Origin of the sequence: Ilyomonas limi (genome assembly GCF_005233845.1) — a bacterium.
Lineage (GTDB): Bacteria > Bacteroidota > Bacteroidia > Chitinophagales > Chitinophagaceae > Ilyomonas > Ilyomonas limi.
The window spans coordinates 17,141-36,889 of record NZ_SZQL01000001.1; the positions used below are offsets into that span (position 1 = coordinate 17,141).

The 19,749-nt window shown below is 39.4% G+C and carries 18 protein-coding genes; 11 read left to right on the forward strand and 7 right to left on the reverse strand.

The window, feature by feature from the left end:
- Positions 1-114 precede the first annotated feature (114 nt).
- Complete coding sequence (locus tag FC093_RS00075) at positions 115-636, reverse strand: DinB family protein (protein ID WP_137259701.1); 522 nt, start codon at positions 634-636, stop codon at positions 115-117.
- A gap of 193 nt (positions 637-829) precedes the next feature.
- On the opposite strand from FC093_RS00075, the gene FC093_RS00080 reads away from it, so the two are divergent.
- Positions 830-2,338 carry a GH3 auxin-responsive promoter family protein gene (locus FC093_RS00080; protein ID WP_137259702.1) on the forward strand — a complete coding sequence of 503 codons (1,509 nt, stop codon included), beginning with the start codon at positions 830-832 and terminating at the stop codon, positions 2,336-2,338.
- 74 nt (positions 2,339-2,412) lie between these two features.
- Here the strand turns inward: FC093_RS00080 and FC093_RS00085 are convergent, their stop codons facing one another.
- Positions 2,413-2,643 carry a hypothetical protein gene (locus tag FC093_RS00085; RefSeq protein WP_137259703.1) on the reverse strand — a complete coding sequence of 77 codons (231 nt, stop codon included), beginning with the start codon at positions 2,641-2,643 and terminating at the stop codon, positions 2,413-2,415.
- A 192-nt stretch (positions 2,644-2,835) separates the two neighbouring features.
- Positions 2,836-4,641, reverse strand: coding sequence for an ABC transporter ATP-binding protein (locus FC093_RS00090; RefSeq protein WP_137259704.1), 1,806 nt, complete (start codon positions 4,639-4,641; stop codon positions 2,836-2,838).
- 374 nt (positions 4,642-5,015) lie between these two features.
- Here FC093_RS00090 and FC093_RS00095 point away from each other — a divergent pair, with 374 nt between their 5' ends.
- Both FC093_RS00095 and FC093_RS00100 read left to right on the forward strand, forming a co-directional pair.
- Complete coding sequence (locus tag FC093_RS00095; RefSeq protein WP_137259705.1) at positions 5,016-5,648, forward strand: DUF4136 domain-containing protein; 633 nt, start codon at positions 5,016-5,018, stop codon at positions 5,646-5,648.
- A 4-nt stretch (positions 5,649-5,652) separates the two neighbouring features.
- On the forward strand, positions 5,653-6,282 hold the full coding sequence (locus FC093_RS00100; protein WP_170970939.1) for an outer membrane beta-barrel protein: 630 nt from the start codon (positions 5,653-5,655) through the stop codon (positions 6,280-6,282).
- A 172-nt stretch (positions 6,283-6,454) separates the two neighbouring features.
- Here FC093_RS00100 and mqnC read toward each other — a convergent pair whose 3' ends face one another.
- Positions 6,455-7,579, reverse strand: coding sequence for a cyclic dehypoxanthinyl futalosine synthase (gene mqnC / locus FC093_RS00105; protein ID WP_137259707.1), 1,125 nt, complete (start codon positions 7,577-7,579; stop codon positions 6,455-6,457).
- 605 nt (positions 7,580-8,184) lie between these two features.
- Between mqnC and recQ the strand changes: the two genes are divergently transcribed.
- The 4 genes from recQ (at position 8,185) to chrA (ending at position 12,831) form a co-directional block, all read left to right on the forward strand.
- Positions 8,185-10,464 carry a DNA helicase RecQ gene (gene recQ / locus FC093_RS00110; RefSeq protein WP_137259708.1) on the forward strand — a complete coding sequence of 760 codons (2,280 nt, stop codon included), beginning with the start codon at positions 8,185-8,187 and terminating at the stop codon, positions 10,462-10,464.
- A gap of 107 nt (positions 10,465-10,571) precedes the next feature.
- Positions 10,572-11,081, forward strand: coding sequence for an ExbD/TolR family protein (locus tag FC093_RS00115; protein ID WP_170970940.1), 510 nt, complete (start codon positions 10,572-10,574; stop codon positions 11,079-11,081).
- A gap of 122 nt (positions 11,082-11,203) precedes the next feature.
- Entirely contained in the window at positions 11,204-11,458 is a 255-nt protein-coding gene (locus tag FC093_RS00120) for a T9SS type A sorting domain-containing protein (protein WP_137259710.1), read from the forward strand.
- Positions 11,459-11,583: 125 nt separating this feature from the next.
- Positions 11,584-12,831 carry a chromate efflux transporter gene (gene chrA, locus FC093_RS00125; protein WP_240743135.1) on the forward strand — a complete coding sequence of 416 codons (1,248 nt, stop codon included), beginning with the start codon at positions 11,584-11,586 and terminating at the stop codon, positions 12,829-12,831.
- Here chrA and nadD read toward each other — a convergent pair whose 3' ends face one another.
- On the reverse strand, positions 12,832-13,404 hold the full coding sequence (nadD, locus tag FC093_RS00130) for a nicotinate (nicotinamide) nucleotide adenylyltransferase (protein ID WP_137259711.1): 573 nt from the start codon (positions 13,402-13,404) through the stop codon (positions 12,832-12,834).
- Positions 13,401-13,634 carry a FeoA family protein gene (locus FC093_RS00135; RefSeq protein ID WP_137259712.1) on the reverse strand — a complete coding sequence of 78 codons (234 nt, stop codon included), beginning with the start codon at positions 13,632-13,634 and terminating at the stop codon, positions 13,401-13,403. Before FC093_RS00135 ends, nadD begins: the two co-directional genes overlap by 4 nt.
- Positions 13,635-13,734: 100 nt before the next feature.
- On the opposite strand from FC093_RS00135, the gene ybeY reads away from it, so the two are divergent.
- The 3 genes from ybeY (at position 13,735) to FC093_RS00150 (ending at position 16,983) form a co-directional block, all read left to right on the forward strand.
- On the forward strand, positions 13,735-14,178 hold the full coding sequence (gene ybeY, locus FC093_RS00140) for an rRNA maturation RNase YbeY (RefSeq protein ID WP_137259713.1): 444 nt from the start codon (positions 13,735-13,737) through the stop codon (positions 14,176-14,178).
- 28 nt (positions 14,179-14,206) lie between these two features.
- Entirely contained in the window at positions 14,207-16,075 is a 1,869-nt protein-coding gene (gene mnmG / locus FC093_RS00145) for a tRNA uridine-5-carboxymethylaminomethyl(34) synthesis enzyme MnmG (protein ID WP_137259714.1), read from the forward strand.
- Between the two features lie 221 nt (positions 16,076-16,296).
- The gene (locus tag FC093_RS00150) at positions 16,297-16,983 is read left to right on the forward strand and encodes a hypothetical protein (protein ID WP_137259715.1); all 687 of its coding nucleotides are present in this window, start codon (positions 16,297-16,299) and stop codon (positions 16,981-16,983) included.
- A 120-nt stretch (positions 16,984-17,103) separates the two neighbouring features.
- Here FC093_RS00150 and nadA read toward each other — a convergent pair whose 3' ends face one another.
- Positions 17,104-18,114 carry a quinolinate synthase NadA gene (gene nadA / locus FC093_RS00155; protein ID WP_137259716.1) on the reverse strand — a complete coding sequence of 337 codons (1,011 nt, stop codon included), beginning with the start codon at positions 18,112-18,114 and terminating at the stop codon, positions 17,104-17,106.
- Positions 18,115-18,582: 468 nt separating this feature from the next.
- On the opposite strand from nadA, the gene FC093_RS00160 reads away from it, so the two are divergent.
- Positions 18,583-19,644, forward strand: a complete 1,062-nt coding sequence (locus FC093_RS00160; RefSeq protein WP_137259717.1) for a hypothetical protein — start codon at positions 18,583-18,585, stop codon at positions 19,642-19,644.
- Positions 19,645-19,749: the final 105 nt, after the last annotated feature.

The window sequence follows — 19,749 nt, forward strand, 5'->3', positions numbered from 1 at the left end:
TTGAGCCACAAGAAGACATAAAAGCGCTAAGCTGCATGTAGAAAAGTAAAAAAATCTTCTTTGTGCAACTTCTATTCTTACTGCTTTTGCCGTTCAAAAAAAGTACGCATTATTTTACAAATACTTCTCTCTGATAATTTGCAGATGGTGCAGTTCGTGCCCGGCAATAATGTATAAAGCCGCGCGTACACTCAGCGGTGCACCATTTGCAAAGCCTGTGCGTGTAAAAGCACTTTCATCAAAGTTGCTGAATAATGCAACTGTGGACTTTCGCTGCAAACCATACTCTTCCATTATGTTTGCTATGCTGCGCTCATTGGCATACAAGTAAGGCGTGTACTCATCCTGCTCAAAACCGGGCAGGTCAGTTTTATCGTTACGTGCAATGCGCAAAGCGCGATAAGCAAAAATGCGCTCTGTATCCATCATGTGCACCAATATTTCTTTCAGTGTCCATTTGCCAGGTGCATAAGCACTTAACAATTTTTCTTCGGGCAAATCCATTACCAGTGTACGAATAGTTTCAAAGTCTGTTTGCAGGTATTGCAGCACCATACCATCATCGGGCACTTTGGAGATGTAAGCGGCAGAATAATCCTTGTATTCGCCGGCAGCAGGTTTTTGTATTTTTTGCATAGGCATAAAGATAAGCCGCTATTGAAATAACCATACACCATTATTACTGTATAATCACTCAATTTACGAACTCATAAACTATCAAATTTTTTGTGGTTCATCTTTTGCGTAAAGGGTAACAGAAATAAAATTTAAATAATATCCGGAAAAAAGCTATGCTCCTTTCAACAACATTTGCTATTTTGCTGTATCCATGAAACTGATTAGTCCTGCCATATCTCGTCTTGCACGCCTGCGCTATGCGCAAATAGAAGAGTGGACCGCCAATCCGCTTACTGCCCAGCGCGAAGTGCTCCAGGACCTTATTACACACGGTCAATATACCGAGTTTGGACGCAAACACCATTTTACGGAAATATTTAGCATCCGCACATTCAAGCAGTTGGTGCCCATCAGCGAGTACAACAATATAAAGCCTTATATAGAGCGATTGATGCAGGGCGAAGAAAATTTACTATGGAATACGCCGGTTAACTGGTTTGCAAAAAGCAGTGGTACCACCAGCGATAAAAGCAAGTTTATTCCCATTACCGAAGAAAGCCTGAACGAGTGCCACTACCAGGCTGCTAAGGATGTACTCACGGCTTATTATCATTTCAATCCCGAAAGTGACTTACTTACCGGCAAAGGTTTGGTAATTGGCGGCAGCCACCAGGTAAGCCAATTAAATGAAAATATCTTTTATGGCGATTTAAGTGCTGTATTGCTGCAGAATACACCTTTTTGGGGGCAGTGGCTGCGCACACCCGAGTTGTCTATTGCACTGATGGATGAGTGGGAGCTAAAGATTGAGGCTTTAGCACAAAGCACTATACAGGAAAATGTAACTTCTATTTCAGGCGTACCTACGTGGACACTCATTCTTATAAAATATATTCTGGAAATTACCGGCTGCAAAACATTAAAAGAAGTGTGGCCTAACCTGGAGTTGTACATTCATGGCGGTGTATCGTTTGTACCTTATAAAGAGCAGTTTAGTAAGCTGATTGGTGATGATATTCATTACCTTGAAATGTATAATGCAAGCGAAGGTTTTTTTGCTGCACAAACGGCTCCATATGATGATGGCATGACTTTGTTTTTGGCGCATGGCATTTTTTACGAGTTTATGCCGGTGGAAGAATACGGAAAGGACAATCCGAAAACTATTGGTTTGGACAAAGTAGAACTGAATAAAAATTATGCTATTGTTATTTCTACCAATGGCGGCTTATGGCGCTATATGCCGGGCGATACGGTGCAGTTTACTTCGCTCTATCCTTTCCGCATCAAGGTAAGCGGGCGCATCAGGCATTACATTAATGCTTTTGGTGAAGAAGTGATTGTAGAAAATACCGATAAAGCAATTGCTATTGCCTGCGAAAAAACCGGTGCTGTTGTAAACGATTATACTGCAGCTCCACTCTATTTCTCTGATAACAGCAATGGCGCACACGAATGGCTGATAGCATTTGAGCAAGAGCCGGCATCTATCCAACATTTCACTTACGAATTGGATTGCGCACTCAAAGCACTCAACAGCGACTACGAAGCCAAGCGGCATAAAGACATGGCCTTGCGCATGCCGGTGGTACATAGCTTACCAAAAAATGCATTTAATCGTTGGCTGAAGCAAAAAGGAAAATTAGGCGGGCAACATAAAGTACCACGCCTTTGCAATGATAGAAAATATGTGGAAGATATTATGAATATAGTGGAATGAACAATTTGATATAGTACCTTTTTCATTATAAAGAAGAGACGCTGTGTAAGCGTCTCTTCTTTATAATTCGTTACTTATCCTTCTGCCGGTAATTTTACCTGCGGGTCATCTACCAGATGCGTATTGCGGTTAGCAGATTGATCAACAGTTTTTGCCTGCGGAATAGAAGGCTCGCCACCGGTTTGATGTTTGTTATGATTTGACTTTAGTTCATCCTGACCATCGGCTACAAAAGGCTGATTACTTTGATTGCTGGCACCTTGCCCTGAAGTACCGTGCTTGTTGTTATCTCCACGTCCTGACATAATAATAAATTTTCAAGTTCACAAATAGATTAACACTATCAGGAATACAGTAATTGTGCCACTACTTTTCTTTCACCATTCTTTACCGCAGAAAACAGGAGTAAATGGAGTTAAGCACAGAGATTATTTATTCTCTGCGAAACTGCTACTAATGCTTGTTCTCTGCGGTAAAAATTTTCAAACACTACAACATTATACAACAGCAACCTGGGGAGTAGCAGTAGGCGCAGTTGCCGCATATTTACGTTCACCAATTTGCTGGCGCCACATGGCATAATACAATCCTTTTTCCTCCAGCAACTCACTATGCGTACCAGTTTCGGCTACGCGTCCTTTTTCCAGCACATAAATTCTATCGGCGTGCATAATGGTGCTGAGGCGGTGAGCAATCAACACGGTTATCTGTTCGCGCTGTGCAGAAACGTTTTTGATAGTCGTAGTAATTTCTTCTTCGGTAATGGAATCCAATGCCGAAGTTGCTTCATCAAATATTAATAATCTTGGATGGCGCAACAGCGAGCGGGCAATGGAGATGCGTTGTTTTTCACCACCGCTCAGCTTCAATCCGCCTTCACCAATCATCGTATCTAATCCTTTTTCGGCACGTGCCAGCAAAGTGTTACAGCTTGCCTGAAACAGCACATTTTGTATGTCTTCATCAGTGGCAGTTGGGTTTACAAATAACAGGTTTTCTTTTATTGTGCCCGAAAACAATTGTGTATCCTGCGTTACAAAGCCTATTTGCCCGCGCAACTCATCAAAGTCTATATCCTGCTCGCGGATGCCGTTGTACAAAATGGTGCCTTGCTGCGGATGATACAAACCAACTAACAATTTTACCAATGTACTTTTTCCTGCACCTGAAGGGCCAACAAATGCAATGGTTTCGCCCTTTTTTACACCAAAACTGATGCTGTCCAAAGCCTTGAACTGCGCCGTTTGATGTTTAAAAGAAACATGACTGAATTGCAGCGTTTCTATCCATCCGACATGCTGCGGTATAGCCGGTTTTGGCTCGCCTTTCTTTTGCATTAAAGATTGAAAATTATTGAGCGATGCTTCCGCTTCGCGATAGGTGATAATGATGTTTCCAATTTCCTGCAACGGACTGAAAACAAAGAAGGAAAACAACTGCATTGTTACGAGTTGACTGGCATCCATTATCCGGTGAAAAATAAGCCACATCAGAATAAACAAAATTGTTTGTCGCAACGTATTCACCATCGTGCCCTGAATAAAACTAATGCTGCGAATGCGCTTTACCTTAGTTAGTTCTAAGTTTAATATTTTATACGTGTTTTTATTCAGCCGCTCTACTTCCTGCTGTGTTAAACCCAAACTTTTTACCAGTTCAATATTGCGTAGCGATTCGGTAGAAGCGCCTGCCAGGGCATTGGTTTGTGAAACAATATTTTTCTGGATACTTTTTATTTTACGACTCAATACACTCGTTGCCCACGTTATTATAAATATACCGGCAAAGTACACCAGCGGCAACGACCAGTGAATGCGAAATGAATAGATAATAATGAATACAATGCCCACCACAATCGCAAACAGTACATTTACAAAGCTGGTAATAAACCGTTCGGTATCGGTGCGTACTTTGGTAAGCGTACTCAATGTTTCTCCGCTACGTTGGTCTTCAAAGTCCTGATAGGGCAGCTTCATGGCGTGGCGCAATCCATCGGTAAAAACTTTAGCGCCAAATTTTTGCTGGATCACATTCATACAATAATCCTGAAAGTTTTTGGCAATACGGCTCACCATGGCAACACCAATAGAAGCAAGTAAGAGCCAGCCAACAGCCCGGCCAAAGGTGCCAAATTCGGGATAATGAAATTGTGCAGGATCTTTTTTGAACTCGTAGGCGAGATTGATGATTTTACCAAAGATAATAGGATCAATTAATGAAAAACTGGTATTGATGGCTGCCAGCAGCAAAGTAAGCGCTACCAGCCATTTATAAGGCTTGAGGTACTGATATAAAATTTTCATAGATAATAAATGGGTTGCTTAATGAGCAGACTAACAAATGTAATAAGGAAGCAAGAATGCACCGTCATATTTAGGTTAAGAAAAAGCGAGGACAAAAGATTGTGATTGTTTAATGTTTAAAGCCTAAGGTTTAAAGTTACAGGCAGATATAGCTTCCAATTCTCCTGTCTTATTAACATTGCAAATCATGTGTCTGTTTAACATTCTTTATGTTAATAGAATGCAATGTTTTAGCTATTAAAGTTATATAATGAAGGTGCTCCTTTCTAATACCTTTAAAGGGTTCTTAAAAAATGGTTTTGTGTTCCTTTCGCATACAATTTGTGCTCACAATTACGTGTTATTAAAAATTCCTTAAACAAAAACTTTAATGTATGAAAAAGACAGGAGCATTGCTGGCAGCAGCGGCATTGATATTATCGCTCGGAGCCTGCCAGAAAGATGCAGTGAGCAACTTAAGCACGGAAGAATCGCGCATTTACATTACCGATCACGATTCAACAGTTAATTTTTCTTCTTATAAAACCTACAGTATTTCCGACTCTGTAGCGGTGATTGATGGTAACCAGAGTACCAAGCAACTGGATGAGGCCGACGCTGCTTATATAACTGCAGTAAAAAAGTACATGGATGGGATGGGCTACACACAGGTAACAAAAAATGATAACCCCGATCTGGGCGTTGATGTAAGTCATATTATCAAAACCTCTACCGGATTAATAAGCTACCCGGACTATTGGGGTTATTACGACTATTACTACGATCCTTACTATTGGGGCTATGGCGGCTACGACTATTACGTGCCTTATGCCTATGATGTATATACCGTACGCGAGGGGGCACTATCTATTGACTTATTGGACTTGAAAAATGCCGCTTCTACCAACAAGATAAAACTGGTATGGACGGGAGTAATACGTGGTGAGGGTATTTTTAATACCTCTACGGCAGACAGCCAGGTGAAGGCTTTATTTGATCAATCTCCTTATTTAAAAACAAATGATTAATTGTATGAAACAGTTTAGAATAATAATAGGCGCTGCATTGTTGCTGGTGATAGGCAGCACAGCAGCAAGTGCACAATCGGGTCAGTTGAAGTTGGATTTGAATTATAATTACAGCCTGCCACTGGGTAGCTTTAAAAGCGACCTGATTAATCAGGGAAGCGGCCGAGGTTTTAGCGGTTCGTTGCAATATGGCATTAATAATAAGTGGGCAGCCGGGTTGGGTGTTGGCTTTCAGGATTATTACCAAAAATATCCGCGTGCTGTGTATCAGTTAGATAAAACACAATCCGTATCGGCTGTATTGACCAATTCTATCCAGGTAACGCCAATTATGGCTAAGGGTACTTTTATGCCGATGGGTGGCAAAGGCGCAGTGCAGCCATACATTAGTGTGGGCGCAGGTGCAAGTCTTGTGGACTTTAAGCAATACTTAGGCGAATTTACCTCCAACAGTAAAACCAGTGCTTCCTTTGTAGCGCAAGGCGGTGTTGGGGTAAATATTCCGTTTGGACGACTTAGCGCTTCGGGTATAAAAATAGGTGCCGATTATAACTATGTGCCTTACAAAAACTTTGGTTATAACAACCTGAGCTCGGTTAACTTCCATGCAGGCGTGTTCTTTCCATTACGATAAAAATGTACATTCATAGTTATACAAAGAAGCCTCTCTTTATATAGGAGAGGCTTTTATTTTGTAAAATAATATGTATAATTAAGAAGAGACTTGCTGCTGTTTTTCAATGCCAACAGGGTGTGGAACCTCTGTCAGCGCTTATGCAGGAAGTATTGGAAAAATTCGCATTAAATTAATAATCAATCACCTGTTCTTCTATCAACTCCGGAATCTCGCGCCATTCATATTGCTGATTGCGGAGCTGCGGCTCAAAACCTGCCTCACTAATAGCACTTTGAATCGTTTTGAACGTAAAGCGATGTGGCGCACCGGCAGCACTTACCACATTTTCTTCTATCATAATGCTGCCCCAATCGTTGGCACCGGCATGGAGGCACAGTTGCGCCGTTTGCCTGCCCACCGTTAGCCAGCTTGCCTGTATATTTACAATATTTGACAGCATGATACGGCTCAACGCAATCATTCTGATATATTCTTCAGCAGTTGTCAAATTATGCACCCCGCGAATGCGTGCTAATAATGTATCTACATCCTGGAATGTCCACGGAATAAATGCTAAAAAACCCTTTGCATCAGCAGGTTTTATTGCCTGTACTTCACGCAGGCGTACTAAGTGAATGAAACGTTCTTCAATAGTTTCTACGTGCCCAAACATCATGGTGGCGCTCGTAGTGATATGTAGCTTATGTGCTTCGTGCATAATAGCCAGCCATTCATCGGCACCGCATTTTCCCTTGCTGATAAGGCGACGCACCCTGTCCACCAGAATTTCAGCGCCGGCACCAGGCAAAGAGTTTAAACCGGCAGCTTTCAACTCTTTCAGCACATCATGGTGACTCATTTTTTCCAGCTTGCAGATATGCGCCACTTCGGGCGGTCCAAGCGCATGCAGCTTCAGGGTAGGAAATTCCTGCTTTATCTGGCGGAAGGTATTGGTATAAAAGTCAAGTCCAAGGTTTGGATGATGGCCACCCTGCAAAAGCAACTGGTCTCCGCCGTATTTGAATGTCTCTTTTATCTTACGGCGATAGGTATCCATATCGGTGATGTATGCTTCGGGATGACCGGGAATACGGTAGAAATTGCAAAACTTGCAGTTTGCTACGCATACATTGGTGGTATTCACGTTCCGGTCTATCTGCCAGGTAACCTTGCCATGTGGCACCTGTTGCTTGCGGAGTGTATCAGCTACCTGCATCAGCTCGGCAAGAGGTGCACGATGAAATAAAAAAACGCCTTCTTCTACGGTTAAGAATTCAAAGTTTAATGCTTTGTCGTACAACGCTGCTATATCCATGTGTACACTTTATTTATTAGAATACAAAAATACAGTGGTAAAGATGAATGATAGAAGTAGTAGTGGTAATTCGGTGTAAATAATGGAACACGGATAGTATAGACTGGGTGCACAAGCAGGAACAGTGCATTTTACAAGGTTAGACGAAGCTATTATAGATATACAAAATTGTAGTTGCAGAATAATAGCAAATAACACCGCCGTATAATGCTGGAGATATAAGATTTCCGGATTGTGAAGTGGCGGTGCAGCAAATCAAATTCCCGGCTCATAATTTAAAATGAAAATCAATTTAAACACTTGTTTAAATTACTGAAAATAACATACTTAACCCATCACAAGATTTTATATACATAAATATTCTGAAATAACAGGAGTTGTTATTATTTATTGTGTAGCTTGTTGCTTATTAACAATTATTAGACTATTACTCACTCATTTTAAACTTTTAACAATTATAGGTTGGAACAATCGTTTTTTTGGGTTTAATTTCGTTACCCGGTATTGCTTTTTTAAGCAGTATTTATTTCTATGTTTTCATAGAAATGTGTAATTTAATTTTTAAAGTTATCCTCTCGAAATAAACGGACAGAGATTTTTTAATTATGGCAACAGTTAGTAAAAGACCTGCAAAAGCCCGCACAGCTAAAAGCAGTACAACCAAAGCAGCCAATGCTGCAGCTACACTTAGTGATTTTGACATTCATACACACTTACACACCAACTTCGGATTCGAAACATTTAAAGGCTTACAGGAAGATGCAATTAAGAGCCTGCTCAGTGGCAAGGACACATTTGTAATAATGCCAACAGGTGGCGGTAAAAGCCTTTGTTATCAACTGCCGGCACTGATGCTGGATGGTTGCGCTATCATTGTAAGTCCTTTAATAGCCCTGATGAAAAACCAGGTGGACCTGGTGCGCGGTTACAGCGAAAATGATAATGTGGCGCATTTTCTTAATTCCTCGCTAAATAAAGGACAAATCAATCAGGTAAAAGCCGACCTGCTGGACGGCAAAACAAAACTGCTGTACGTAGCGCCCGAAACGCTTACCAAGCAGGAAAACCTGGACTTTTTTAAAGACCTGAAAATCTCCTTTTTTGCAGTGGACGAAGCACACTGTATTTCGGAGTGGGGGCATGATTTCCGCCCTGAATACCGCCGCTTGCGCGAAATGATGGATATTATTAATCCAAGCATCCCGGTAATTGCTTTAACGGCAACAGCTACACCCAAGGTGCAAAGCGATATTGTAAAGAACCTCGATTTACGCAGCCCGAATGTGTTTATTTCTTCGTTCAACCGCCCCAATTTGTATTATGAAATTGTACCAAAAGTAAAGAAGGAACAAACGGTAAAAAGCATTGTCCGCTTTATTACGCAGATGAAAAATAAAAGCGGTATTATTTATACATTAAACAGAAAAACCACCGAAGAACTGGCTGAATTGCTGGTAGCTAATGGTATTAAAGCAGTGGCTTATCATGCCGGACTGGATGCGAAGTTGCGTGCAGAAAGGCAAGATCAGTTTTTGAACGAAGATGTACAGGTAATTGTTGCCACCATTGCATTTGGAATGGGTATTGACAAACCAGATATCCGTTTTGTGATCCACTTCAACATACCAAAATCTATTGAGAATTATTACCAGGAAACCGGTCGTGCAGGCAGAGATGGCTTGGAAGGCAAATGTCTGCTGTATTATTCGCATAAAGATGTATCGAAGCTGGAGCATTTAATGCGCGATAAACCATTAAGCGAGCGGGAGGTAGGTGCACAGTTAATTAATGAAACACTGGCTTTTGCCGAAACATCTGTATGCCGCCGTAAGGTGCTGATGCACTACTTTGGCGAAGATTGGCATACTGAAAACTGTGGTAACTGTGATAACTGCCTGCATCCAAAAGAAAAAATAGAAACAAAAGACGAAGCTGTGAAAGTGCTGAAGGTAGTACAAGCCTTAGATGAGCGCTTTCCTGCCGATTATGCGGTGGCTATTTTGATGGGTAGGCAAACGCCACAGGTAAGCATGTACCGTCACGAAAAACTCGACGCGTTTGGTATTGGTAAAGATAAAGATGAGCATTTTTGGAACAGCCTGATCCGTCAGTTGCTACTGGCTAATTTGCTGCGCAAGGATATAGAAGAATATGGCTTACTGAAGTTTACAGAAGCTGGTGAGAAGTTCCTGAAAAAGCCACAATCGTTTAAAATTGTGCTCAACAACCTGTTTGAAGATGCCAATGAAGACGACGAGGAAACAGAAGGTGGCAATGCTACCGGCGCTGCAGCAGATGAAAAGCTGTTCGACATGCTAAAAGATCTGCGCCAGAAAGAAGCCAAGAAAAAAGGCCTGCCACCATTTGTCGTTTTCTTGGAAAGTTCGCTGTTGGATATGGCTACGATGTACCCCACTACAATGGCAGAACTGGAAAAATGCCAGGGTGTGAGCAAGGGCAAGGCAATTAAATTTGGAAGACCATTTATCGAATTGATTGCCAGCTATGTAGAAGCCAATGATATAGAAAAGCCAGACGACTTTGTAATGAAAAGCGTGGCAAATAAAAGCAGTAATAAAATTTACATTATTCAGAATGTAGATAAAAAAATACCGCTGGAGACTATTGCCCGCAATAAGGACTTAAGGTTGGATTCGTTATTGGAAGAAATGGAAACCATTGTAGCAAGCGGTACCAAGCTCAACCTGAATTATGCAATAGAAGATATGCTGGACGAAGACGACCAGGATGAAATTATTGATTACTTCCGCAGTTGCGAAACTTCATCGTTGCAGGTAGCGCAGGAAGAACTGGCAGATAGTAATTACAACTGGGAACAGTTGAAAATCATGCGCATTAAGTTCATAAGCGAATACGGCAATTAATAATTGTAAAAAATACACTTAAAAACCTCCCGCTTAAACCGGGAGGTTTTTTATTTCATTAGTTATGGAAATTTTATACTTCTCCATCTTATAGGAAACCAATGTTTATGGCAGAAGTACAAACCGCCGTACTAACCGGCAAAAGAGGCATCACAAGAGGTAAAAAACTATCCACCCGTGTAGATTTAACACCAATGGTTGATTTAGGTTTCTTATTAATTACTTTTTTCATCTTCACTACTACACTGAACGAGCAAAAAGCAATGCGGCTTAATTTGCCGCAGGATGGTGCAGGCGGAGTAACAGCCGTTAGCAAAACCATTAGTTTATTGCTTTGTGAGGACAATAAGGTGAAATATTATGCAGGCGATAATCCCACATCAATGCAGGAAACGAACTATTCACCGGCAGGCATACGTAGCGTAATTCTGCAACAAACGCAAAAAGTAGCTGCACAATTTGGCGACAGAAACGAAACAGTAGTGTTGATAAAACCCACACCAGATTGTACATATGAGAATATTGTCAACACTTTAGATGAAATGACCATCACTGATGTGAGACGATATATTTTGATGGATGCAAACAAAGAGGAATTAAATTTAATAAAACGGTAGTATTTAACTGTAAATCTGCTATTTTATCTAATTCTATCGCACTACCCCGTTCTGTGCTTTCGTTGGCATATCGTTTGAATTCTTATTCCTCTATTTTCCTCACATTTTTTCAACAAAGCCATATGCTAGCGCAACACAGTATATCTGCCTTGAGTGACGGTTTATCTTACATAGATATTGTTGCAGATTGCTCAGGACAATTGGTAGTAAAAATATTAGACATACAGGGCAAAATGGCCAAAACTATTAAAGAGACAATAGGGGAGGGTGCACAAAAACTCTCCATTAAAGTAGATGATTTAAAGAAGGGAAACTATGTAATGAATATTTTCAACGACTTTGGCTTTGTAAAGTCAATCCGATATACAAAGTGTTAGGACTTGTATAGCTTAATATAACCCGTTCTATGTAAATGGAACGGGTTTTTTATGTAATAACGTCTTACTTTTACCCGGTGTAAATCTGTAGCTTACATCACCACTAAAAATTATATTGCTTGATTTTGAAGCGCCATATTCCTTTTTTAAAAGCGGTTTTTTTTTATAGTATTACTGCATTTGGCGGCCCGCAAGGGCACTTTGGTATGATGTTGAAGACCTTTGTTCAACAGCGCAAAGACTTAACAGAACAAGAATTGATGGAGTACAATGCATTCTGTCAGATGTTGCCGGGCGCTTCTTCTACGCAAACACTTACACTGATAGGTTATAAGCGCGGTGGACTGCCATTGGCCTTGCTCACTTTGCTGCTCTGGATTTTGCCTGCTTGTACACTGATGAGTTTGCTTTCTTTCTTACTCAACTTTATAGATGACAAAGAGATAAATACTAATATTTTCCATTATATACAATCAATGGCGGTTGGTTTCGTCACTTTTTCTGCCTTTAAATTGTTTAGAATTTCTATTCATAATACCATTACCCGTGTTATTATGGTGTTGGTAGCACTACTTACCTTCTTACTCTTCAAAACACCTTGGATTTTTCCTTCCTGCCTTGTGGCAGCAGGTATTATTACTAATTTTAGCGACAAACGCTATCCGGATAAAAATGAAGAAAAGAGGAAGACAAATTGGGGCAACATATTAATTTTCCTTTGCGTTTTTGGATTAGCCGGGTTTGTGAGTGAAACTGCCAGAAAACAGGAATGGAAAAATCGCGGTCCTTATAATTTATTTGAAAACTTTTATCGTTTTGGTAGCCTGGTATTTGGCGGTGGCGATGTGCTAATGCCCATGATGTACGAGCAATATGTAGTAAGACCTCAAATACCTGCAGTACAACAAAAGAATCCAAATGCATTGCGTATGTCCAAAGCAGAATTTCTAACCGGCTTTGGTATGGTGCGGGCAATTCCAGGACCAGTATTTTCTATTGGCGCCTTTGTAGGTGGTATGGTACTGCGCGACAAAGGTTCCAGCTTTCAATTACTTGGATGTGTAATTGGCATGATTGCCATCTTTTTGCCAAGCGCTTTATTAGTACTCTTCTTTTTTCCGGTATGGAGCAATCTTAAAAAATATACGGTTATTTATCGCTCGATGGAAGGTATTAAAGCAGCCGTTGTTGGTATTATTACCGGCTCGAGTTTCTTTCTTATAAAAGATGTGTTTTCAAACACTCACTGGAGCGTACACGATATTGTACTAAACATTATTGTAATTGGCTCAACGTTTTATTTATTATCCTTTACCAAAGTGCGTGCACCTTTTATTGCTGCAGGCTGTCTTCTGTTGGGTTTACTGTTTTAGCTATTGGTAATATTTATTGTCTATTATTTCCTGGTACACATTTGCCGGTAACATATATCGGATACTTTTTCTCATCTTCAACTGACTGCGAATTTGGGTAGCAGATATTTCTAAAAGCGGTGCTCCTTGTAAAAGCGTATGGTTTCCTAATACATCAGTATTTACCTTAAAGCCAGGACGTTCGTAAATAATTATCTCATACATTTTTAATAGTAATTCATAATTCTTCCAGTTTTTTATATTTTGAAAGCTGTCTGAACCCATAATAACTACAAACTGATGCTGTGGATATTTTTCATTTAAATAAGTAAGCGTATCTATCGTATAAGAGGGAACAGGTAATTTAAATTCTACATCGGAAACCTGAAAAACGGGATTATCTTCAATGGCTAACTTTAGCAGGTGGAGCCGGTCATAAGCTTTCAATAGAGTAGCAGAAACCTTGAGTGGATTTTGTGGCGAAAGTACAAACCACACCTGCTCCACTGAAGTATTGTTATATACATACTCACTTATAATTAAATGCCCGATATGTATAGGATTAAAAGAACCGAAGTACAGACCAATTTTCATAACATACTCAACTCCTCTACAAATATAGAAGATGCCTCGTTTAGCCGCAAGCTTAAATTGTAACCCGCCACTGTTACCGAGATAGGGTCACCTAAGGGAGCAATCATTTCTACCTTTATTTTTTCGCCGGGTACACACCCCATTTCCATCAGCTTGATAAATATTTCGTCATTTTCAAACTCCTTAATTACTGCACTTACGCCTGCCTTAACTTCTGATAATCTTTTCATAGTTAAAAGCAAAGGTAAGCTTAGCTAAATCCTTGTTATTACGAATTATGGAATGAGCCATTATTACTATAACAACTTTCATCTTCTTAATTTTGCAATTATGTCTGCTATAAAATTTTATGTAATTGATATAAATCCTGCATTTACTCAAAAAATCAAACTCAAACAGTTCATAAAACATATCTTTTCTATTGAAGGAAAAAAATTAGATAGAATTGATTTCATTTTTTGTAGTGACGAATATCTACTCTCCTTAAATCAGCAATTTTTGCAGCATGATTATCTTACCGATATTCTCACATTTGATTTATCTACAAACAATAAGGCAATCACTGGCGAAGTATATATTAGTATAGATAGAATAAAGGAAAATGCAGCAACAAACAACGCTACTTATTTACATGAATTAAAAAGAGTGATTTTCCACGGCGTTTTGCATTTATGCGGATACCTGGATAAAACAAGTGAGGAAAAAGCATTGATGACCGAAATGGAAAACTATTATTTAAATCAGTTTGAAGTGTTTCACGTGGAAACAAGATAAATATTCCACACAAAAAAGAAGTACTAATATGTTTAACGAATACGATGTGATTGTAGCTGGAGCTGGCCATGCCGGAAGTGAAGCTGCGGCGGCGGCAGCCAATATGGGCAGCAAAGTGCTACTTATAACCATGAACATGCAGACAATTGCACAAATGAGTTGCAATCCAGCCATGGGTGGCATAGCCAAAGGACAAATAGTTAGAGAAATAGACGCATTAGGAGGCTATAGCGGAATTGTAACCAATAAAAGCATGTTGCAATTCAGAATGCTAAACAAAAGTAAGGGACCGGCTATGTGGAGCCCCAGAGCACAATGCGATAGAATGTTGTTTGCGCTCTCCTGGAGAGAAATGCTGGAAAATACACCCAACCTTGACTTTTACCAAGACACAGTAAAAGAAATAATTGTAAAAAATAACCGCGTGTGCGGTGTGTTAACCGGTTTAGGCCATTACATTTATTCTAAAGCGGTAATATTAACCAGCGGAACCTTTCTGAACGGCATTATTCACATTGGTGAAAAAAAGTTTGGTGGCGGCAGGGTAGCGGAGAAAGCCGCAACAGGCTTAACAGAGCAACTAGTTGAATTAGGTTTTGTAAGTAATCGTTTAAAAACAGGGACACCACCACGTGTAGATGGCAGAAGTCTGAATTATAGGGTAATGGAGGAGCAAAAAGGAGATAAAGAACTTACCGGCTTTTCTTTTATACAACAGCCATCAATTAAACCGGCTCAACAATTAAGCTGTTATATAACTTATACCAACCAGGAAGTGCATGATATTTTAAAAACCGGCTTCGACAGAAGTCCAATGTTCACTGGCAGGATAGAAGGCACCGGACCAAGATATTGCCCAAGCATAGAAGATAAAATCAACCGCTTTGCCGAAAGGGACCGGCACCAGATTTTTGTGGAACCGGAAGGTTTTCACACGGTAGAAATATATGTAAATGGATTTTCTACTTCGCTGCCTGAGGAAGTGCAATATGAAGCTTTGAAATTAATTCCCGGATTTGAAGAGGCAAAGATGTTTCGCCCGGGTTATGCTATTGAGTATGATTTCTTTCCACCCACTCAGCTTACTAATTCATTAGAAACAAAGCTCATTAAAAATTTATTCTTTGCAGGGCAAATAAATGGTACTACAGGATACGAAGAAGCAGCCTGCCAGGGAATTATTGCCGGCATGAATGCATACCTGGCAATTAAAGAAGAAGCACCCTTTGTGTTGAAAAGAAATGAAGCATATATTGGTGTATTGATAGATGACTTAATTAATAAAGGTACCGATGAGCCTTACCGCATGTTTACCAGCCGTGCAGAATATAGAACTTTGCTTCGCCAGGACAATGCAGACTTACGTCTTACTGAAAAAAGCTACAAAATGGGCTTAGCTTTGGAAGAAAGATTTAAAAAGGTAGAGCGGAAAAAAGAGAACATTCAGGAAGTAGTAAAAAGCTTGCAAACTACGGTGATAGAACCGCAAGAAATAAACAATTATTTACTGCAACAAAACTCTGCTGTACTAATTGAAAAACAGAGAGCAGCTAAACTATTATTACGCCCGGATATTTCTTTGAATGGTATAATTGAATCTGTAGATAAACTGCAGGATCTGTCCCACAAATATGACGCAGCAGTATTGGAACAGGCAGAAATACAAATCAAGTATGAACGATATATAGAAAAAGAAGAGGAGCTGGCAAAGAGAATCAGCCAGTTAGAAGAATTAAATATTCCCGAAACTTTTGATTATAACCGCATCACAGCTTTAAGCAACGAAGCCATGCAGAAATTTAAAAAAATTAAACCTAAAACATTGGGACAGGCAAGCCGCATTAGTGGTGTAAACCCAAGTGATATACAGATGCTAATGGTATATATTGGAAGATAAAGTAACATAACTAATTAACTATCAATAAATTATATTCTAAATTTTAAGTATTTCATTTGTAAACAGCAGGTTAAAACCTGCTGTTTTATTGTGTTAATACATGGAGTGTTGTAATATTACCCTTTTAAAACCGCTCAATAACTATCCGGTACTTACTTTCCATACTATTACTCATCATTGGTGTTGCTTCAAAAGCGCAAACGTTCGATCTGCAGGGTACTGTGTATGACTTTGCTAACCGCCAGCCAATTGATGCAGTTTCAGTTATCTGTACCTGCGGCAGTGGTGTAGTTACCGATTCAAACGGGCATTATTCCATTCGCGTCTCGCTAAAAGACTCCATCTATTTTTCTTACCTGGGTAAAAACACGATGAAGTATCCGGTGGACACGATCAATAATGTATCTGCTTTTGAAGTAGGACTGCATATAGATGTAAAATGGTTACCGGAAGTAAAGGTATTAACTCACAATTACCGGCTCGATTCTATCCAGAACAGAAGAGATTACGCTAAGATTTTTGATTATAAGAAACCAGGCTTAAGCATCAACAGCAGCTCTGGTACTTATGTACCTGGCTCTGTAACGGTAGGGCTTGATTTGGATGCTTTAATTAATATGTTTCGTTTTAGGCGTAACCGGCAGTTGCAAAGCTTTCAAAACCGGTTACTGCAGGAAGAGCAGGACAAGTATATTGACCACCGCTATAGCGTGCGTCTGGTAAAGCAATTAACACAACTGGAAGATCCGGAATTAGACTCATTTATGACTGCCTACCGCCCTGATTATGAATTACTTCAGCAAATGAATGACTTGGAATTAGGCTATTATATCCAGCTTTGCTTTAAAGATTACACCCAACAAAAATTAAGAAGTCCGGCTAAACGTAGTATTTTAGGTGTGGAGTGATTTTTTGAATTACAAAAGCACAAATAATAATGATAAGGATTCCCTTGTGTAACTTCCCTTTATCGTGCCTTTGTAATTCAAAAAAGAAAACCCGTTTTAAAGCCAATTAAAGCCCTGTTATTACTTAATCAACCCAACCTTACGGCTTATCTCCATCATGCGCTCTATGGGCTTTAAAGCAGCCTTTCTGAGCGCTTCATCCATCACCAGCTCAGGCGTTTCGTACTCCATGCAGAGATAGAGTTTTTCCAGCGTATTCAGCTTCATGTGCGGACAATCGTTGCAGGCACAGCTATTATTGGGCGGGGCGGGGATAAAGGTCTTTTCCGGCGCATCTTTCTGCATCTGGTGAATAATGCCGGTTTCGGTAGCTACAATAAATTCCTGCGTGGTTTTATCCTGCACGGCATATTGCAATATCTGTGTAGTGCTGCCTACATAATCTGCTACCCGCAGGATGGCTTCTTCACATTCAGGGTGGGCGAGGACTTTGGCATTTGGATGACGCGTTTTTAGTTTAATAATTTTTTCCAGGCTAAAGATCTCGTGCACCATGCAGGCACCATTCCACAGCACCATATTTCTGCCTGTTTTCTTGTTCAGGTATCCACCCAGGTTTTTATCCGGTGCAAAAATGATAGGCTGATCTTCCGGAATGCTTTCAATAATCCGCTCGGCATTGGAGGAGGTGCAGATAATGTCGCTCAATGCTTTAATTTCTGCAGAGCAATTCACATAGCTTACTACCAAATGCCCCGGATGCTGTTCTTTGAAGCATTTGAACAGGTCTGCCGGCGCACTATCGGCTAATGAACAGCCGGCGTTTAAATCGGGCAGCAACACCTTCTTTGTAGGATTGAGTATTTTGGCTGTTTCTGCCATGAAATGTACGCCGGCGAACACAATGATGTCTGCATTTGTTTTAGCCGCATATTGCGCCAATCCGAGGCTGTCACCTATATAATCGGCTACATCCTGGATGTCTGCTTCCTGGTAGTAATGTGCGAGGAGCACAGCGTTCTTTTCTTTTTTCAGCCGTTCTATCTCAGCAAACAAATCAAGCGTTGGATCTATATCAATGTCAAGGAACCCTCTTTTGGGTACTTTCAGTATAGCCTCTTCAATGTTCATAACTGTTGTAGTATTTATTTAATAATACTTATTTATATAAAAAAGCTACTACTATTAGGAGTGTTAATATCGTAATAACTTACTTATACACATTGTACAAAGTTAATTATACCATAGCTTATTCACAGCTATCCACATCAACCTTAACAAGTACAATATAATACCAGCCTACATTGCTGCTTATTTATACACACCGGTGCGTTATCTCTGTTCACAATACACAAAAGAGCTATTCACCATTATGCACTGTGGATTAAGAGCGGTAAAAAAGTTCATAGTTTTTCAGCTGGGCGGTTTTGGGGAGAAAGGGCTGTTTTTATTCGAGTCGTTTTCACAAATGGAAAGTGGGAAAGGAGTGTTTTTACACTGGTTTTTAGGGTTATGCACAGGGTGGGTGTGGATTTATTAGTAAATTATGAAGTAGTTATATAGATTTCGATAATTTTAGATAGTAAGACAAAAATTTATATGGAAGAAAGTAAAAAGGATGAATCAGCTAAAAGGAATACAGAAATTTTTCGTAAGTATTTTAAGTATAGGATATACAAGTTTGCATTTCCTTTCTCGTTTGCATTTTATGGGTTACTTGGATTAGTTCTTACAATATTTTTTCCTAATGTTCTAGGTAGTAATAATAGTAAGAGTTTCCAGTATCTATTCATTAGTATGGGAACTATAGGTTTGTTTTGGATGATGTCGAATTATTTGGACACCTCTAAAGCAGATTCAAATAATTTTGACGGCAGAGCTGATAGTAGAGACATTCTTGAGCGCTTAAGAGAATTAAGCTATCAGCATGAAGATAGAGTAAAAGAAATATTTCTTTCATTTTCTAAAAGAATTGAGGAAAACATTAACCGGAGAGAATCTGAGTTGTTAACTTCAGAACAAAAATTAGCTATATATGAAAAATTACATCATTCTTTATCTGAAAATTTAAATACAAATTTTTATGCTCAGATTGAAACAGCAATAAAAAATAGTATATTAGAACAAAAAAGGGAGGAAACATATAATGCTACTAAAAGCTATGATGATGCGATAAAAAGGTTAAAAGCTGAAATCATAATCTTAACTAAACGAGCAAATTTAAATTTGATTATTGGTACTATGATTTCAATTTCTGCACTTTTTCTCTTAGGATATTTTGTATTAAGGGAAAATTTCAATTCTTCGAATCTTTTCAATGTACTTCTTCACTTTATTCCGCGGCTCAGTTTAGTTGTGTTTATTGAATTATTTGCATTCTTCTTTTTAAAATTATATAGAACAAGTTTATCAGAAATCAAATACTATCAAAACGAATTAACTAATATAGAACTGCGACAAATCTCTTTGCTTGCTGCTTTGAATAGGGGAAGCCAAGAGGGTTTAAGTATAGTAATTAAAGAGTTGATTATGACTGAAAGAAATTTTAAATTAAGTAAAGGTGAGTCAACCGTTGAATTAGAAAAGACTAAGCTGGAAAATAAGGGATTGAAGGAAATGTTATCAATTGTATCAGCAAGTAGTAAAGGTAAAAAGGATTAAATAGTATAAACGATATAGTACGATTTCAATTTAATACAACTTTCTTAGTAAAATCATATATCCATGTACCTGAACGATTCTCTCTCGACTGCTTCTGCATCAGTT

Coding starts and splice junctions, on each gene's coding strand:
- FC093_RS00075 (WP_137259701.1), bottom strand. CDS start 636: ATGCAAAAAATACAAAAACCTGCTGCCGGCGAATACAAGGATTATTCT.
- FC093_RS00080 (WP_137259702.1), top strand. CDS start 830: ATGAAACTGATTAGTCCTGCCATATCTCGTCTTGCACGCCTGCGCTAT.
- FC093_RS00085 (WP_137259703.1), bottom strand. CDS start 2,643: ATGTCAGGACGTGGAGATAACAACAAGCACGGTACTTCAGGGCAAGGT.
- FC093_RS00090 (WP_137259704.1), bottom strand. CDS start 4,641: ATGAAAATTTTATATCAGTACCTCAAGCCTTATAAATGGCTGGTAGCG.
- FC093_RS00095 (WP_137259705.1), top strand. CDS start 5,016: ATGAAAAAGACAGGAGCATTGCTGGCAGCAGCGGCATTGATATTATCG.
- FC093_RS00100 (WP_170970939.1), top strand. CDS start 5,653: ATGAAACAGTTTAGAATAATAATAGGCGCTGCATTGTTGCTGGTGATA.
- mqnC (WP_137259707.1), bottom strand. CDS start 7,579: ATGGATATAGCAGCGTTGTACGACAAAGCATTAAACTTTGAATTCTTA.
- recQ (WP_137259708.1), top strand. CDS start 8,185: ATGGCAACAGTTAGTAAAAGACCTGCAAAAGCCCGCACAGCTAAAAGC.
- FC093_RS00115 (WP_170970940.1), top strand. CDS start 10,572: ATGGCAGAAGTACAAACCGCCGTACTAACCGGCAAAAGAGGCATCACA.
- FC093_RS00120 (WP_137259710.1), top strand. CDS start 11,204: ATGCTAGCGCAACACAGTATATCTGCCTTGAGTGACGGTTTATCTTAC.
- nadD (WP_137259711.1), bottom strand. CDS start 13,404: ATGAAAATTGGTCTGTACTTCGGTTCTTTTAATCCTATACATATCGGG.
- FC093_RS00135 (WP_137259712.1), bottom strand. CDS start 13,634: ATGAAAAGATTATCAGAAGTTAAGGCAGGCGTAAGTGCAGTAATTAAG.
- ybeY (WP_137259713.1), top strand. CDS start 13,735: ATGTCTGCTATAAAATTTTATGTAATTGATATAAATCCTGCATTTACT.
- mnmG (WP_137259714.1), top strand. CDS start 14,207: ATGTTTAACGAATACGATGTGATTGTAGCTGGAGCTGGCCATGCCGGA.
- nadA (WP_137259716.1), bottom strand. CDS start 18,114: ATGAACATTGAAGAGGCTATACTGAAAGTACCCAAAAGAGGGTTCCTT.
- FC093_RS00160 (WP_137259717.1), top strand. CDS start 18,583: ATGGAAGAAAGTAAAAAGGATGAATCAGCTAAAAGGAATACAGAAATT.